The sequence below is a fragment of the Aureimonas mangrovi genome, from assembly GCF_014058705.1.
Lineage (GTDB): Bacteria > Pseudomonadota > Alphaproteobacteria > Rhizobiales > Rhizobiaceae > Aureimonas > Aureimonas mangrovi.
On the sequence record NZ_CP059692.1, the window covers coordinates 2,824,469 to 2,840,460 of the forward strand.

The following is a 15,992-nucleotide window of genomic DNA, read 5'->3' on the forward strand; positions in this document are numbered from 1 at the left end:
TGACGCGCTGTCAGGCGGCTGAAATGCCGTCCGAGCCGATATAGGCGATGCGCAGCATGTTGGTGGCACCCGGCGTGCGCAGCGGCACGCCCGCCGTCACGATGATCCGCTCGCCGACATGGGCATGACCCTCGGCGACGGCCACGCGGCAGGCCTTGTCGACCATCTCGTCGAGGTCGCTCGCATCTTCCGTCACTACGCAGTGAAGGCCCCAGACGAGCGCGAGGCGCCGTGCCGTGCCGAGCACCGGCGAGAGCGCCACGATCGGCAGGAGCGGACGCTCACGCGAGGTGCGCAGGCCGGTCGTGCCGGTCGAGGTGTAGGTGACGATCGCCGCGACGCTCAGCGTCTCGGCCATCTGGCGTGCGGCGAGCGACACCGCGTCGGCCCCCGTCGCCTCGGCGAGCGGGCGCGAGGCCGAGATGATGCTGGGATAAAGGGGGTCCTTTTCCACCTGCACCGCGATGCGGCTCATCGTCTCCACCGCCTCGACAGGATAGTCGCCGGCGGCCGATTCGGCCGAGAGCATCACCGCGTCGGCGCCCTCGAAGACGGCGATCGACACATCTGAAACCTCGGCGCGCGTCGGCACGGGCGCCGTGATCATCGATTCCAGCATCTGCGTGGCGACGACGACGGGCTTGCCGGCCTTGCGCGCGAGGCGGACCATGCGCTTCTGGATGCCCGGCACGGCCTCCAACGGCATCTCGACACCGAGATCGCCGCGCGCGACCATGATCGCGTCCGACAGTTCGATGATGTCGTCGAGACGCTCCACCGCCTGCGGCTTCTCGATCTTCGACATCAGCGCAGCGCGGCCGCGCGCGATCTTGCGCGCTTCCGAAAGGTCTTCCGGGCGCTGGATGAAGGACAGCGCCACCCAGTCGACCCCTTCGGCGAGGACGGCGTCGAGGTCTCGCCGGTCCTTCTCGGTCAGCGCGCCGCTCGACAGCAGCGTATCCGGCAGGCTGACGCCCTTGCGGTCCGAGATGCGGTTTCCGGCAACGACCTTCGTCTCGACCCGGCGCCCATCCGTTTTCGTCACGACGAGTTGCAGACGCCCGTCGTCGATCAGGAGACGGTGACCCGGCTCGACGGCGGACAGGATCTCTGGATGCGGCAGGTAGACCCGCGTCGCGTCCCCCGGCGTCTCGTCGTCGTCGAGGACGAAGGTCTGGCCGGCCGTCAGATCGACCTTGCCCTCGGCGAACTTGCCGACGCGCAGCTTCGGCCCCTGAAGGTCGGCGAGGATGCCGATCGGGCGGCCCACCGCCTCTTCCACACTGCGGATCCGCCGCACGAGCTCGCGCATCAGATCATGGTCTGCGTGGCTCATATTGATGCGGAACGTGTCCGCACCGGCCTCATGCAGCTTGCGGATCATCGCCTCCTCGGAGGAGGCGGGGCCGAGAGTGGCGAGAATCTTCGCTCGGCGATTGCGCTTCATTGACCGGTCGCTTCTTCTTGAGTTTCGTCGCCCGCATCCGGGGCAGGCTCGGCATTTGCGTCCGGCTCGGCGGCATCGGCAGACGCGGGCTCGGCGTCCGAGCGCGGCGCCTCGGTCAGCTGGACCATCCAGCTCGCCTGGCCGCCGGTGTCGTACTCTCGGAAGCCCATCTCCTGGAAGCCGCGCGAGAAGCAGTCCTGAACGCCGACGACGCGGAACTCGTTCTCGGCGATGCACAGCTCGATGTCGCCGGCCCAGCGGCCGACCCCGTCGGAGTCTTCCGCGTAGAGGTAGTAGTAGCGCGAGGACAACTGCCCCTCGACGACGGAGCGGCAGGTGGTGGCGGGAATGCGCCACCAACCCTCGCTAACCCATCCTTCCGCGTCACGATAGCCGATGGCGACGCCCACGAGAGCCTGCGTGCCGTTGCAGACGCGGAAATCGGCCTTCGCGGTGGAGACGGCCTGCGGGGCGAAGAGGAAGAGCGTGGCTGCCGAGGAAAGGATCGCGAGACGGGCGAGCGCGCGGGCGACGGGCGGCCGGATCGGCATGAAGGGGACCTCGCACATCCTGGACTGGAGACGATACGGACTCTTCCATACCGTCGCATTGTGTCAACGCATCGTCGCGTCTTTTGCGTCTTCTGGAACGATCGCCGCGCGCGCGCAAGGGAAACGACGGGGCAAGCGGCGGCTTGAAGCAGCGGCGGACACCGTCGATATGGCGGGCAGGTATACAAAGTGAGGGAGACCATCATATGGACGAGGACCGGGCGCGCATCGAATACGAGGCAGCCGTCTATCGCCGGCTGCGCGATCATCTGCGCGAGCGCACCGACGTGCAGAACATTGACTTGATGAACCTCGCCGGATTTTGCCGCAACTGCCTGTCAAACTGGTATCGCGAGGCCGCCGAGGCGAGCGGCGAGACCATGACCAAGGACGAGGCGCGCGAGATCGTCTACGGCATGCCCTACGAGGAATGGCGCGCCCTTCATCAGACTGAGGCGAGCGCTGAACAGAAGAGTGCATTCGAGACGTCGGGGAAGCACGGCTGAGTGAACACCCGCCCGCTTCGGAAGCCATTGCGGCTTCCATTGGCGGCCCGAAGTCTGCTATCGCCCCCCGCACAGCAGACAGAATGGGGTTCACCGAACATGTCCGACGCCAGCCCGGTCGCGCAGGACCATCTCCGATCCTTCGTGGAGCGCATCGAGCGCCTGGAGGAGGAGAAGAAGACGATCGCGGACGACATCAAAGACGTCTATGCGGAGGCCAAGGGCACCGGCTTCGACACCAAAGTGCTGCGCAAAGTGATCTCGCTGCGCAAGCAGGACCAGAACGAGCGCGCCGAGCAGGACGCGATCCTGGAACTTTACCTTCAGGCACTCGGCATGACGCCCGGCGCGTCTGCCTGAGTTCGACGCGCGACCGCGAGGGGCACATGCAAAAGGCGCGGGACCCTTCGGCCCCGCGCCTTTTGCATGCCGTAAGAGAGCGACCTGCGTCTGCGCTCAGCGTGTCCCGCGGCGACGCTTGTGGCCGAGGCCCATCTGCTTGGCGAGGCGCGAGCGCGCAGCCGCGTAGTTCGGGGCGACCATCGGATAGTCGGCCGGCAGATCCCACTTCTCGCGGTATTCCTCGGGCGAAAGATTGTAGTGCGTCATCAGGTGGCGCTTGAGCGACTTGAACTTCTTCCCGTCCTCGAGACAAATGATGTAGTCGTCGGTGACGGACTTCTTGATGGCGACGGCCGGCTTCGGCTTCTCGATCTGCTGCACCACCGGCGCGGCGGTGGTGCGCCCGAGCGCGCCGTAGACGTCCGAGATCAGGCCCGGCAAATCGGAGACCGGAAGGGAGTTGTTGCTGACGTAGGCTGCGACGACTTCGGCGGTCAGCTCCATCAGCATTTCGTTGTTGTCGGGCGTCTCGATCTGATCCATCACATCACCTGTTCCGTGCGCGCGCGCCCACAAAGGTGCCGCGCGATTTCTTCAAAGATCCGCCCTCGGTGCGCGCCATGGTAAGCCGCATAGGAGAATCGTTCTTCGGGCTATCAAACTTCACAGGTCTATTTAATGTCTGCTATCGCGTGTCAAGCCTAAGCTTAATCGACATGCCGCAATAGCGCGTGTTTCGTGACGTTAAAATACAAACATTACATCGCTGTCAGCTTTCCGGGCGGCGATGTCGGCGGCCCAAGCTGACGATGTCCGCTCGTTCTCGCAACCAATGCTTGGACTGCAACTGACAACTTGAACTTGTTTCGCACATTCCATGATTGAGAAGAGGCCGCACTCCCTTCGGAATACGGCCTCTTCCCGGATATTGATTGGCGAGGAACGGTTAGTTGAGTTGGCGCATCGCGGGACGGTCGACGGCGGACCCGCTGAAGCGGTCGCTCGCCGGGTTTGCCTGCGACGGTGCAAAGCCGGTTGCAAGCACCGAGACGGGGACGTCCACCACGAGAAAGCCGTTGCCCGAGCGTCGACCAAGGCCCTGGCCACCGCCGTCCACTTCGCCGCCCGCCGTCACCAACGAGGCGACCTCGATGCGATTGGCGATGGCTTCGTGCGAGCCGGCGGACTCGTCGCTGGCAGGCTGCGCCGCCTGCCGCAGGACGCGACCGGACTTGCCGCTGAGCCCGGCCACCTGTTGCTGCGGCTCCTCCGCCGGCATTTCGGGGCTCTCGTTGAGGGCGGCGAGCAGCGCTGAGCGTGCTTCAGCCGGAATCTCGGCGGGCTGCCCCTCGGCGGGCGGGACGGCCGCGGCAATCTCCGCCGCGATCGCATCGCCCGGCAGCGCAGCGATCGCGGTTTCCCCGGCATCGGCCAGGTCTTCGACCGCGGATGACAGAGCGGACTCCCCCGCCGGCGCCGAGACCGGGATCGGGGTGGAGGCTGCTGCGAGCAACGCCTCGAACGCGGGCCGCTGGCTGGGCGTGGGAACGGCGTAGGCAAGCTGGCCTGGCGCAGCGGCGCTCGGTGCCGGCTCATCGAGCGCGGCCATCAAGGTCGATTCCACCTCGTCTTGCGGCTCTGCGGGTGCCGCGCCGGCCGCAGCTGCGGCACGGCTCGGCGCGCTGGTCGGGACCGGTACGCTGACGAGCGCGGCGATCTGGCGCTCGATGGGCGCGGCCGGCGCGGCCGGCTGTTGCGCCGCATTCTCGGGAATGCCGGCGCGCGGCGTCGGAATGCGGGCGCTGACGTCGAAACTGTCGCGATCGGGCATGGCGATGCCGGCCGGCAAGGCGTCCGGGCGCCGGGGCTCTGCGGCAGCCACCTGCACGGCGGGCTCGGGCGCACGGCGAGCCGGGGCCGCGGGCGCTGCCGGAGCCGCGGGGCGACGGGCCGGCGTCGGAGCGGCTTCCGCCTCGGCGTTGTCCTCGGCTTCCTCCGCACCACCACCGAAGAGGCGGGCAAGTAGCGTCGGGCCGCCGCGTCGGGCATCGGCCATCTGGATGCTCTCGCCGGAGCGGCGCTGGTTGTATGAGGCGAGCGCGGTCTCGTAGCCGGGGAGCGGCTTGCCGTCGGCAGGCATGTAGATCGTGTTGCCGTTCGGGAAGATGCGCGCAAGCTCGTTGCGGCTCATGCGCGGCCAGTAGCGGCCGTTGCCCGTATCGATATGGACGAAGGGCGAGCCCGAGCGCGGATAGTAGCCGACGCCGCCGACCTGGAGCTGCAACGCTGCCGAGCGCACGCGCGAAAGCGGCACGTCAGGAATGAAGAAGTCGATCGCCTTGCCCTTCGTGTGCTGGCTGTTCTCGGCGACACCCGAGGAACGCGAACGAAGGGTGCGATTGGTGGTGGGCGAGCGATAGCCGCCGATGATGTGGATCGGCCCGCGCGCGCCGGATCGGCGATAGGTCTCCCAGAGCATGTCGAGGAGATGCGGATCCATGTTGGTGGGCTTGCTCTCGCGCCAGTCGCGCAACGCCCAGTTCGCCTGCTTCAGCCCGTCGGGCAGGAAGCGCCCGTTGCGCTTGTAGGTGACCTCGGTGCTCTCGCGCAGATGCACGTGATAGAGCTTGAGGGTGCGGGTTTCCGCCTGCGCTGCGACGTTGGCCGTTGCCAGGACGACGAAGCTGGTGGCGGCGATCGCGACAACATGCGCCACGCGGCGCAAGGCGCGTCCGGTCAGTCCGAACATACGGCTTTCCCCTCGGATCAGCGATCTCGACGCCCACCGGTCCCCGGCATCGGATCGAAGGCAAGAACCAACGTTGACCGTGGTCGGTCGAAACTGCGGCATTTAAATGACACTTGCCTAATTTCTGCACGATTACAAACGAAACTGGTTAACAGGCCGTGAAGCGTGTTGCAGCCGCGACCCGCGATCACCAGGCGCGGCGCCACGCCTCGCCTTCCTGCTCTTTTGCGGTTAGACAGCGGCCCGTCGAACGAGACGCGAAGCGAGGCATCATGCAGACCATCACCCTCGATGCGGCCGAACCCGCGACGTCTTCCGGCGGCGCGCCTGAACTGCCGCGGTGGAACCTCGGCGATCTCTACGCCTCCCTCGACGCGCCCGAGATCGCGCGGGACCTGAAGGAATCCGCCGATCGTGCCGCCGCCTTTCAGGCGCGCTATCGGGGCCAAGTCGCGGCAGAGGCCTCCAAGCCCGGCGGCGGTGATCTGGCGGAGGCCGTGGTCGAGTTCGAGGCGATCGACGAACTTCTCGGCCGCCTCGCTTCCTATGCCGGGCTCGTCTACGCCAGCGACACCGCCTCGCCCGCCAACGCCAAGTTCTACGGCGACATCCAGGGCAAGGTGACGGACGTCTCGGCCCAGCTCCTGTTCTTCACACTGGAACTGAATCGCGTGGACGACGCGGTGATGGACGCCGCGATCGCCTCGAACGAGACGCTGGCGCGCTATCGCCCCTGGTTCGTGGACCTTCGCCTCGACAAGCCTTTCCAGCTCGAGGACCGCGTCGAGGAGCTGTTCCTGGAGAAGGCCGTCACCGGCCACGGCGCCTGGAACCGTCTGTTCGACGAGACGATGACCGGCCTGCGCTTCACCGTCGATGGGCAGACGCTCTCGCTCGAGGAGACGCTGAACCTTCTGCAGGACGACGACCGCCACAAACGCGCCGCCGCGTTCGCCGCGCTGGCCGAGGTCTTTGGCGAGAATCTGCGCCTCTTCACGCTCGTCACCAACACGTTGGCCAAGGACAAGGAGATCGCCGACCGCTGGCGCGGCTTCTCCGACGTCGCCGACTCGCGGCATCTGGCCAACCGCGTCGAGCGCGAGGTGGTGGACGCGCTGGCGCAAGCCGTGCGGGAGAGCTACGCGTCGATCTCGCACCGCTACTACGCCATGAAGGCGCGCTGGCTCGGCCTCGACGCGCTGGAGGCCTACGATCGCAATGCCCCCCTGCCCGGCCCCAAGCGCCCGGACATCGCATGGGATGCTGCAAAGGACACCGTTCTGTCAGCCTATGGCGGGTTCTCGAGCGACATGGCCGAGATCGCCTCGCGCTTTTTCGACAGGGGCTGGATCGACGCTGGCGTGCGCCCCGGCAAGTCGCCCGGCGCCTTCGCGCATCCCACGGTGCCAAGCGTCCACCCCTATGTGCTGATGAACTACATGGGCAAGCAGCGCGACGTGATGACGCTCGCTCATGAACTCGGCCACGGTGTCCATCAGGTGCTCGCCGGCGAGCAGGGCGGGCTGATGGCGCCGACGCCGCTGACGCTCGCCGAGACTGCCTCCGTCTTCGGTGAGATGTTGACCTTCCGCTCGCTGCTGGAGCGCACCACCGACAAGGCCCAGCGTCGCGCGCTCCTCGCCTCGAAGGTGGAGGACATGATCAACACGGTGGTGCGCCAGATCGCCTTCTATCTCTTCGAGAGACGCGTCCACGAGGAGCGGCGCGAGGGCGAACTGACAGCCGAGCGCATCGGCGAGATCTGGTTGGAGGTGCAGGCCGAGAGCCTGGGGCCGTCCGTGCGGCTCGGGCAGGACTACGCAGCTTTCTGGACCTACGTGCCGCACTTCATCCACTCGCCATTCTACGTCTACGCCTATGCGTTCGGAGACTGCCTCGTGAATTCGCTCTACGCGGTGTATCGCAGCGCGCCCGAGGGCTTTCAGGAGAAATATTTCGCGATGCTGCGCGCCGGCGGCACCAAGCACCATTCGGAGCTTCTGGCGCCCTTTGGCCTCGACGCGACCGACCCCGCCTTCTGGCGCCAGGGCCTCGGCGTCATCTCCAGCCTCATCGACGAGCTGGAAACGCTGGAGGATTAGGCTGCATCGGCCCTAGGTTGGATAGGGGCGCGAGAACTGCGACGCGAGCGACGACGCCTTCCTGGGTGGCAACAGTGATGCCAGTGGCCGCCACATTGCCCCGCGAGCTTTCGATAGCTCGGGCGCTCTCAGGACGATCCTCGGGCCAAGCCCGAGGATGACGAAGAAGCGACAGCGAATTTCCAGAGCCTCTTGCGGCCTACGGAGCAACACGGCAGCGGCAAGTTCCGCTGCTTCTTTCCCACCTCGTCATCCTCGGGCTTGGCCTGCGGAACGCGCAAGGCGCCGCTGTGCCATGTCGGGATTCGTCTACATCATCACGAACCGCCCGCGCGGCACGCTCTACATAGGCGTGACGTCCGATCTCGAACGACGCATCTTCGAGCACCGCGAAAGCTGCTCCGTGGCTTCAGCGAGAGATACGACATCACGATGCTCGTCTGGTACGAGGAGCATTACGATATCCGCACAGCGATCCAGCGCGAGAAGTCGCTGAAACGCTGGTATCGATCGTGGAAGATCGATCTCATCGAAGCGATGAACCCGAATTGGGAAGACCTCTACGTCTTTCTTGGACGCTGACGCTCGCCGATCGGTCCTTGGGTCAGCCCAGAACGGCGGAGGAATGCAGCGGAAGCGCCCGCAAGCTCACCAGGCATCGCCCCAGCCAGACTTGCGGGCGGCCTTGAACGTCGCGCCCTCGCGCTTCGTCACCACCCGCTCCTCCAGCATCCCGCCATGCGTGCAGAGCTTGAGCCGCACGAGGCCGCTCGCAGTCCGGGGCATGGCGAGGACCCGTTCGCGCACCGCCGAAGGCGGCTCGCGCGATACCGCGAGGTAGCAGAATTTCTCGTCCTCGAACGGCGCCTCGCCGCCCTTCACCTGTCGGTGCGTGCGCGAGCGCGCGAGGCGCTGGGCGAAGTGGCACCAGTCGGGCTCGCCCACCGGGCAGGCCTTCTCGTGCGCGCAGGGCGCGACGACATGCGCGCCCTCGCGCAAAAGCGCGTCGCGAACGGTGATGATGCGGCGCCAGCCGGCGGGCGTGCCCGGCTCCACGATCAGGAGCGTGTCCGTCGTCTTCGCCCACAGGTCCAGCACGAGACGCGCGCCTTCCTGCGGCGAGAGCTCGTCGAGGACATAGGCGAGCGTGACGAGATCGGCGGGGCGCGCCGCGTCCAGCGCCCGCCGTGCATCGCCGCTGACGAAGCGGGGACGGAACGAGAAGGCATCGGCCGCCAGCCGCTCGGCCATTGCGCGGATCGGCTCGCTCGCCTCCAGACACTCCGCTTCCGCGATGCTCTCCCACGTCTCGCAGGCCGCCCACAGCGCCGTGCCGGGCCCGGAGCCGACATCGAGAAGGCGCGTCGGCGCAAAATCCGACCTTGCGATCGCGACCTCCTCCATCGCGCGCCGCACGGCAGCGAAGGTCGCGGGCATCCGCGCGGCGACGTAGGCGCCCGCGTGAACCTCGTCGATCAGATGCAGCCGCCCGTCGCGGGTCTCGGCTCGGTAGCGGCTCGAAAGCGTCTCGCCCGCCGTCTTCAGCGCGGCGAGCGGGGTGGCGACGAGCGCCGCGTCGATGGCCGCGCGCAAGTGGGCTGGAAGGTCCATGGCGGCGAGCTTGTGACGTCTCGTCGCCGAAAAGTCACGTCCGGCTTCTACACAGGGCCGCCCTTTCAATTCCCGGCGTTCTGGTCTAGCCGAACGCCGACCCGGCAACGTGCCGCAGAACGACAGGAAGATCCGAGACGATGGCGAACGAGACCCACCCGATCCACGGAAAGATCACCGGCCCGATCGTGATGATCGGCTTCGGCTCCATCGGGCGCGGCACGCTGCCGCTGATCGAGCGCCATTTCGAATACGACAAGTCGCGCTTCACCGTCATCGACCCGCGCGACACCGACCGCAAGCTCCTCGATGAGCGCGGCGTTGCCTTCCGCCAGGAAGCCGTGACGCAGGACAACTACCGCGAACTCCTGACCCCGCTCCTCACCGAGGGAGAAGGCCAGGGCTTCTGCGTGAACCTTTCGGTCGACACCGGCTCGGTGGACCTCATGCGCCTGTGCCGCGAGCTGGGCGTCCTCTACATCGACACGGTCGTGGAGCCCTGGCTCGGCTTCTACTTCGATGAATCCATGTCGAACGCGGACCGCACGAACTACGCGCTGCGCGAAACGCTGCGCAAGGAGAAGCGCAAGAACCCCGGCGGCACGACCGCCGTCTCCACCTGCGGCGCGAACCCGGGCATGGTTTCCTGGTTCGTCAAGCAGGCGCTCGTCAATGTCGCGAAGGAAACCGGCCTCGACTTCGAGGAGCCGGGCCCGGACGATCGCGAGGGCTGGGCGAAGCTGATGAAGAAGGCGGGCGTCAAGGGCATCCACATCGCCGAGCGCGACACCCAGCGTACCAAGAACCCCAAGCCGATGGACGTGTTCTGGAACACCTGGTCTGTCGAGGGCTTCCTGTCGGAGGGCATGCAGCCGGCCGAACTCGGCTGGGGCACGCACGAGAAGTGGATGCCCAAGAACGCCAAGGAGCACAAGAAGGGCTGCCGCGCGGCGATCTATCTGGAGCAGCCGGGCGCCAACACGCGTGTGCGCTCATGGTGCCCGACCCCCGGCGCGCAGTACGGCTTCCTCGTCACGCACAACGAGTCGATCTCGATTGCGGACTACTTCACCCATCGCAACAAGGACGACGAGGTCACCTTCCGGCCGACGGTCCACTACGCCTACCACCCCTGCAACGACGCCGTTCTTTCGCTGCACGAAGTCTTCGGCGCGGCCGGCAAGATGCAGCCGGTGCATCACGTCCTCGACGAGGACGAACTGGTCGATGGCGTCGACGAGCTCGGCGTCCTTCTCTACGGCCACGAGAAGAACGCCTACTGGTACGGCTCGCAGCTTTCGCTGGAGGAGACGCGCCGCATCGCGCCCTACCAGAACGCCACCGGCCTGCAGGTGACGTCGGCGGTGCTGGCCGGCATGGTCTGGGCGCTCGAGAACCCGGAAGCGGGCATCGTCGAGGCCGATGAAATGGACTACAGGCGCTGCCTGGAAGTGCAGATGCCCTATCTCGGTCCGGTCAAGGGCTACTACACGGACTGGACGCCGCTGACGGACCGTCCGGGCCTCTTCCCCGAAGATATCGACGAGAGCGATCCCTGGCAGTTCAGGAACATTCTCGTCCGCTGAGGGAACCGATAGTCATCTCCCGTCTTCCCTTAGGGGGCCGTTAAGCATACCGGGCGGCTCGTTTCGCCCGGTTTTCTCGCGGCTCCTCGAGCGGCGGTCCCTTCTGCGGGCCGTCAAGGAGGCGGGATGAACGAGTTCTGGATCGACGATCGAAGAGAACACCGCGTCGTGCGCGAGGTGATGCAGGCCGTCATGTCGTCAGGATCGGCTGAGGATATCTCCCGCCATTTCGCGCCCGGCGCCGTCTTTTCGAGCCGCTCCAACGCCGGAGTCATCGACGCTCCCTGGTTCGGCCGTATGGAGGGCGAGTATCGCCTTGCCAGCCAGAATGAGGCGCGCGCCTTTCTCTCCGAACTGATGAAACGCGCGCGCTACATTTCGTTCGAGACACGCGGCATCCTCGTCGACGGGGAAAGCGCGGCCAGCCGTTGCGACTGGACGCGGCAGGACGAGAGCGACGGCTCGCTCGTCACCGGCACGACGATGTACTGGTTCTCCTTCACCTCGGACGGGCGCATCCGCTCGGTGGAGACCGTCGCCTCCGTGCACTCCGTCATCCCCGCGCGACGGGACCTGCCAGAGGCCGTCTGAACTCGCCTGTGCGACGCGGAATAATTGGCTTTATGCGCCCGCGCGCCTTCCAACGTCGGCCGGACGCTCCATAATGGGCGGATCAGAATTCAGAGCCGACTGCCGTGGAGAGACGCGACATGAAGAACATCCTGCCCCTCACCGCCCTCGCGCTGTCGGCCCTGACGCTGGCGGGATGTATGTCGCCGATGGGCCCCGGGGATCGAGCCGATATCGCGCCGCGCCAGACGGGCATCGAGGGTCGCTGGGCCGCTGTCGGCGGGCCTGTCGCCTACACCGCGAGTTTCTCTGGCGGCAGCTTCTCGTCGGTTGAGGACGGCACAGGTGCCCCGCTCGCCACCGGCAGCTATCGCAATGTCGGCCCCGGCCAGATCACCATTGCCTCGCGCTCCAACACCAGCGGTCAGGAATCGGCGATCAATTGCTCGCAGATGGCGGCAGACCGCATGGCCTGCGTGACCTCCGGCGGCAACCGCTTCGAGCTGACGCGACGCGTATGAACACGCAACCGCGACAACGCGGCCGCTGGCGCCGGCCGCCACGATAGGCCATATCGGTCCGCGTTACGGCATCGGCCCGAAGACCATATTCGGTTTTGGGACACCTGATGCGTCAATCAATAGGTTAGAGCGACCCTTGTGTGTCCAATAGGACGCGCGGCGCTCCGGCTCTCGTGCGGCCCCGTGCGAGGGCTTCTTCTTTGACGGCAAGACGCGGAGCCCCGCGATGAACGCACCCTTCTTCAACAGTCCGGCGACAGCCATCGGCCCCCTGCCCACCGGCCACCCACCGGTCGCGGCCAAGCGCGTCGGCGTCCTTCTCGTCAATCTCGGCACGCCGGACGGCACCGACTTCCAGCCGATGCGACGCTACCTGAAGGAATTCCTGTCCGACCGACGCGTCATCGAATGGCCGCGCGCCGCCTGGTATCCGATCCTCTACGGCATCGTTCTGAACACGCGGCCGAAGAAGTCGGGCCACGCCTACGAGCAGATCTGGAACCACGAACGAAACGAGTCTCCGCTGCGAACCTTCACGCGTGCGCAGGGCGAAAAGCTCGCCGAGCGGCTGGCCGGTCTCGAAACCGTCGTCGTCGACTGGGGCATGCGATATGGCAATCCGTCGATCGCCGAGAAGGTCGATGCGCTGATCGCCAAGGGCTGCGAGCGCATCCTGTGCTTCCCGCTTTACCCGCAATACTCGGCCGCCACGACCGCAACGGTGAACGACAAGTTCTTCGAGCACCTGATGAAGAAGCGCTGGATGCCGGCCGCGCGCACCGTCCCCGCCTATCATGACGAACCCGTCTATATCGACGCACTCGCCCGCTCCATCGAGGCGCATCTGGCCACGCTCAACTTCGAGCCCGAGCGCGTCATCGCTTCCTATCACGGCATCCCGCAGAGCTATTTCAAGAAGGGCGATCCGTATCACTGCCACTGCCAGAAAACCTCGCGGCTCCTGAAGGAGCGGCTCGGCTGGGCGGACGGGCGGCTGATGACGACCTTCCAGTCCCGCTTCGGCCCGGAGGAGTGGCTCCAGCCCTACACCGACAAGACGCTGGAGGCTCTGGCGAAGGACGGCGTGAAGTCGGTCGCGGTCTTCAACCCCGGCTTCGTCGCGGATTGCCTCGAGACGCTCGAGGAGATTGCCATGCAGGGCCGGGACAGCTTCCTGGAGAACGGTGGCGCGGACTTCTCCTATATCCCCTGCTTGAACGATTCGCCCGAGGGGATGGACGTCATCGAACACATGGTGCGCCGCGAGTTGTCCGGCTGGGCGGGGTAGGCCCCGCGGCTCCCCCTCTTTCGCTCGCCGGCGTCCCGCACCCCGGCACGGCCAGCGTCGCGGAATGCGACGCCTCTTTTCGCGCGGCTTTCCTTCTTCGACCGCGATGCGTATGCCAGAAGCACGGCAGACGAGCGGAGGAAAACGGCATGCCCCTCGATATCATCAGCGGTTTCGGCATCCTCGTGGTGGCGCTGGTCGTCCTCGCCATCATCGTCCTCCTGTCGACGATCAAGATCGTGCCGCAGGGCTACAACTACACGGTCGAGAATTTCGGGCGCTACACCCGCACGCTGACGCCGGGCCTCAACATGATCGTGCCCTTCGTGGAGCGCATCGGCCACAAGATGAACATGATGGAGCAGGTGCTCGACGTGCCGACCCAGGAGGTCATCACGCGTGACAACGCCTCCGTCGCGGCCGACGGCGTCGCCTTCTTCCAGATCCTCGACGCCGCGGCCGCCGCCTACGAGGTCTCGGGTCTCAAGAACGCCATCCTCAATCTCGTCATGACCAATCTGCGGTCCGTTATGGGCTCGATGGACCTCGACGACCTTCTCTCGAACCGTGATGCGATCTCCGAGCGCATCCTGCGCGTCGTCGATCAGGCGGCCCATTCCTGGGGCATCAAGATCACCCGCATCGAGATCAAGGACATCAACCCGCCCGCCAATCTCGTGGAATCGATGGGCCGTCAGATGATGGCCGAGCGCGAGAAGCGCGCCGAGATCCTCGAGGCGGAAGGCGCGCGCGCCGCCAAGATCCTGCGCGCCGAAGGCGAAAAGCAGTCGCAGATCCTGAAGGCCGAGGGCGAACGCGAGGCCGCCTTCCGCGAGGCCGAGGCTCGCGAGCGCCTTGCGGAGGCCGAGGCGACCGCGACGAAGCTCGTCTCGGAGGCGATCGCCGCCGGCGACGTTCAGGCGATCAACTACTTCGTCGCCCAGCGCTACACCGAGGCGCTGTCGAAGATCGCGAGTGCGCCCAACCAGCGCGTCGTGCTGATGCCGCTCGAAGCGTCCTCGCTGATCGGTGCCATCGGCGGCATTGCCGAGATCGCGCGCGCCAGCTTTCCCGAAGCGCAGGCGCCTGGCACGACCGCCCCGCCAACGGCTACGACGCGCCGCGCCGGCGTGCCGAGCGCCGGCGATCGCGGATAACGCCGATGGTCGATTTTCTTGCCACCTATGGCTGGTGGATCCTCGGGTTGTTGCTCCTCGGCGCTGAGGTCCTGGCGCCCGGCGTCTATCTTCTGTTCTTCGGCATCGGCGCGCTGGTCGTCGCGGCCAACTCCCTTTTCTTCCCGGACCTCGGCTGGCAGGGTCAGAGCATCGGCTTTGCCGTCGTCTCCATCGTCGCCGCGCTTCTCGGCCATCGCTGGTATGGCCAGCGCGGCGACACGACATCGGCGCAGGGACTCAATCGGCGCACCGAACGCCTCGTCGGGCGCACCGCCACACTCACGCAGGCGATCCACAACGGTCAGGGCCGCGTGTCGGTCGAGGACAGTTGGTGGACCGTCGAGGGGCCGGACCTGCCTGCCGGCGAAACCGTCGAAATCGTCGGCGCGAAAGGCAGCGTCCTTCTCGTGCGCCCCGTACCGCCTTCCACCTGACCTCAGACCACGCCGATCCGCAGAAGATCGTGCATGTGGAGGACGCCGACGGCCATGCCGCCCTCCTCCACCACCATCAGCGTCGTGATGTTGGAGGCGTTGAGGATTTCGAGCGCCTTCACGGCCAGCGTCGTCGGCGCCACCGTGCGGGGATCGCGCGTCATCACCTCGTCGACGTGCATCGAGAGCAGGTCGCCGCCGAGGTGCCGGCGCAGGTCGCCGTCCGTGACGATGCCGAGGAGGCGCCCCCGCTCCACCACCGCCACGCAGCCGAAGCCCTTGCGCGACATGGTGATGATCGCCTCGGACATCGGCGTGCCGCTCGCCACCAGCGGCAGGGCCTCGCCGGTGTGCATGATCTGGCCGACATGGGTCAGGCTCGCGCCGAGCTGCCCGCCCGGATGGAAGATGCGGAAGTCACCCGGCGTGAAGCCGCGCGCCTCCAGGAGCGCGACGGCGATCGCGTCACCGAGCGCGAGCTGCATGGTGGTGGAGGTCGTCGGGGCCAGCCCGTGCGGGCAGGCCTCCGCCGCGCGCGGCAGGATCAGCGCCTCGTCCGCCTGCACCGCCAGTGCCGAGGTCTCGCGCGAGGTGATCGCGACGAGCGGGATGGAGAAGCGGCGCGTATAGGCGACGATGCCCTTCAGCTCGGCGCTCTCGCCCGACCACGAGATCGCGATCACGGCGTCGTCGCGGCCGATCATGCCGAGATCGCCGTGGACGGCCTCGACCGGATGGACGAAGAAGGCCGGCGTGCCGGTGGAGGCGAGCGTCGCGGCGAGCTTGGAGCCGATATGGCCGCTCTTGCCGACGCCCGTCACGATGACGCGCCCGCGCACCTTGCCGATCAGTGAGAGCGCGCGTGCGAAGGGCGCGCGCATCTCGCCTTCCAAAGCTTCCGCCAGCAGCCGCAGGCCGTCTGCTTCCATCGCAATGGTCCTCACGGCGGAGGCGAGGACGCCCGTGTCATCCAGCGTATCCATCATCGACGTGACCTTCCCGCGTTTTCCGCTCCGAACCCGAGCGAGATAAAGCAAAGCATCACGCTGGGCAAAGCGGCCCCGCCGCCGCCGCCGCGTAAAGGCTCCGTTAACCATGCGCGTTTAG

At 66.6% G+C, this 15,992-nt stretch carries 14 protein-coding genes and 2 pseudogenes; 10 read left to right on the plus strand and 6 right to left on the minus strand.

All coding sequences use genetic code 11. The features are described 5' to 3' along the window. Positions 1-10 precede the first annotated feature (10 nt). Positions 11-1,447, minus strand: a complete 1,437-nt coding sequence (pyk, locus tag H1343_RS13650; protein ID WP_185983403.1) for a pyruvate kinase — start codon at positions 1,445-1,447, stop codon at positions 11-13. Positions 1,448-1,551: 104 nt separating this feature from the next. Then, positions 1,552-2,016: pseudogene (locus tag H1343_RS13655) on the minus strand (DUF1036 domain-containing protein); the annotation flags it as partial. A 188-nt stretch (positions 2,017-2,204) separates the two neighbouring features. Between H1343_RS13655 and H1343_RS13660 the strand changes: the two are divergent. Both H1343_RS13660 and H1343_RS13665 read left to right on the plus strand, forming a co-directional pair. Then, the gene (locus tag H1343_RS13660) at positions 2,205-2,504 is read left to right on the plus strand and encodes a DUF1244 domain-containing protein (protein WP_185983405.1); all 300 of its coding nucleotides are present in this window, start codon (positions 2,205-2,207) and stop codon (positions 2,502-2,504) included. A gap of 99 nt (positions 2,505-2,603) precedes the next feature. After that, the gene (locus tag H1343_RS13665) at positions 2,604-2,864 is read left to right on the plus strand and encodes a DUF2312 domain-containing protein (protein ID WP_185983406.1); all 261 of its coding nucleotides are present in this window, start codon (positions 2,604-2,606) and stop codon (positions 2,862-2,864) included. Positions 2,865-2,960: 96 nt separating this feature from the next. Here the strand turns inward: H1343_RS13665 and H1343_RS13670 are convergent, their stop codons facing one another. Then, positions 2,961-3,389, minus strand: a complete 429-nt coding sequence (locus H1343_RS13670; protein ID WP_185983407.1) for a Ros/MucR family transcriptional regulator — start codon at positions 3,387-3,389, stop codon at positions 2,961-2,963. A 403-nt stretch (positions 3,390-3,792) separates the two neighbouring features. Beyond that, the gene (locus tag H1343_RS13675) at positions 3,793-5,595 is read right to left on the minus strand and encodes a peptidoglycan L,D-endopeptidase MepK (protein WP_185983408.1); all 1,803 of its coding nucleotides are present in this window, start codon (positions 5,593-5,595) and stop codon (positions 3,793-3,795) included. Between the two features lie 272 nt (positions 5,596-5,867). On the opposite strand from H1343_RS13675, the gene H1343_RS13680 reads away from it, so the two are divergent. Further along, the gene (locus H1343_RS13680) at positions 5,868-7,697 is read left to right on the plus strand and encodes a M3 family oligoendopeptidase (protein ID WP_185983409.1); all 1,830 of its coding nucleotides are present in this window, start codon (positions 5,868-5,870) and stop codon (positions 7,695-7,697) included. Positions 7,698-7,992: 295 nt separating this feature from the next. Next, positions 7,993-8,279: pseudogene (locus H1343_RS13685) on the plus strand (GIY-YIG nuclease family protein). A gap of 66 nt (positions 8,280-8,345) precedes the next feature. Here the strand turns inward: H1343_RS13685 and H1343_RS13690 are convergent. Beyond that, positions 8,346-9,308: a small ribosomal subunit Rsm22 family protein gene (locus H1343_RS13690; protein WP_185983410.1), complete on the minus strand. Its 963-nt coding sequence runs from the start codon at positions 9,306-9,308 to the stop codon at positions 8,346-8,348. Between the two features lie 140 nt (positions 9,309-9,448). Between H1343_RS13690 and H1343_RS13695 the strand changes: the two genes are divergently transcribed. The 6 genes from H1343_RS13695 to H1343_RS13720 all read left to right on the plus strand — a co-directional run bounded on the left by H1343_RS13695 (position 9,449) and on the right by H1343_RS13720 (position 14,885). Next, positions 9,449-10,894 (plus strand): homospermidine synthase, encoded by a 1,446-nt coding sequence (locus H1343_RS13695; protein WP_185983411.1) that lies wholly within the window; start codon positions 9,449-9,451, stop codon positions 10,892-10,894. 126 nt (positions 10,895-11,020) lie between these two features. Next, positions 11,021-11,485 carry a nuclear transport factor 2 family protein gene (locus tag H1343_RS13700; protein ID WP_185983412.1) on the plus strand — a complete coding sequence of 155 codons (465 nt, stop codon included), beginning with the start codon at positions 11,021-11,023 and terminating at the stop codon, positions 11,483-11,485. Positions 11,486-11,604: 119 nt separating this feature from the next. Beyond that, positions 11,605-11,985 (plus strand): Omp10 family outer membrane lipoprotein, encoded by a 381-nt coding sequence (locus tag H1343_RS13705; protein WP_185983413.1) that lies wholly within the window; start codon positions 11,605-11,607, stop codon positions 11,983-11,985. A gap of 226 nt (positions 11,986-12,211) precedes the next feature. Continuing rightward, positions 12,212-13,273: a ferrochelatase gene (gene hemH / locus H1343_RS13710; RefSeq protein WP_185983414.1), complete on the plus strand. Its 1,062-nt coding sequence runs from the start codon at positions 12,212-12,214 to the stop codon at positions 13,271-13,273. A 149-nt stretch (positions 13,274-13,422) separates the two neighbouring features. After that, positions 13,423-14,430, plus strand: a complete 1,008-nt coding sequence (locus H1343_RS13715; RefSeq protein WP_185983415.1) for an SPFH domain-containing protein — start codon at positions 13,423-13,425, stop codon at positions 14,428-14,430. Between the two features lie 5 nt (positions 14,431-14,435). Then, on the plus strand, positions 14,436-14,885 hold the full coding sequence (locus H1343_RS13720) for an NfeD family protein (protein ID WP_185983416.1): 450 nt from the start codon (positions 14,436-14,438) through the stop codon (positions 14,883-14,885). A 2-nt stretch (positions 14,886-14,887) separates the two neighbouring features. Here H1343_RS13720 and H1343_RS13725 read toward each other — a convergent pair whose 3' ends face one another. After that, positions 14,888-15,871, minus strand: a complete 984-nt coding sequence (locus tag H1343_RS13725) for a KpsF/GutQ family sugar-phosphate isomerase (protein ID WP_185983417.1) — start codon at positions 15,869-15,871, stop codon at positions 14,888-14,890. Between the last annotated feature and the right edge of the window lie 121 nt (positions 15,872-15,992).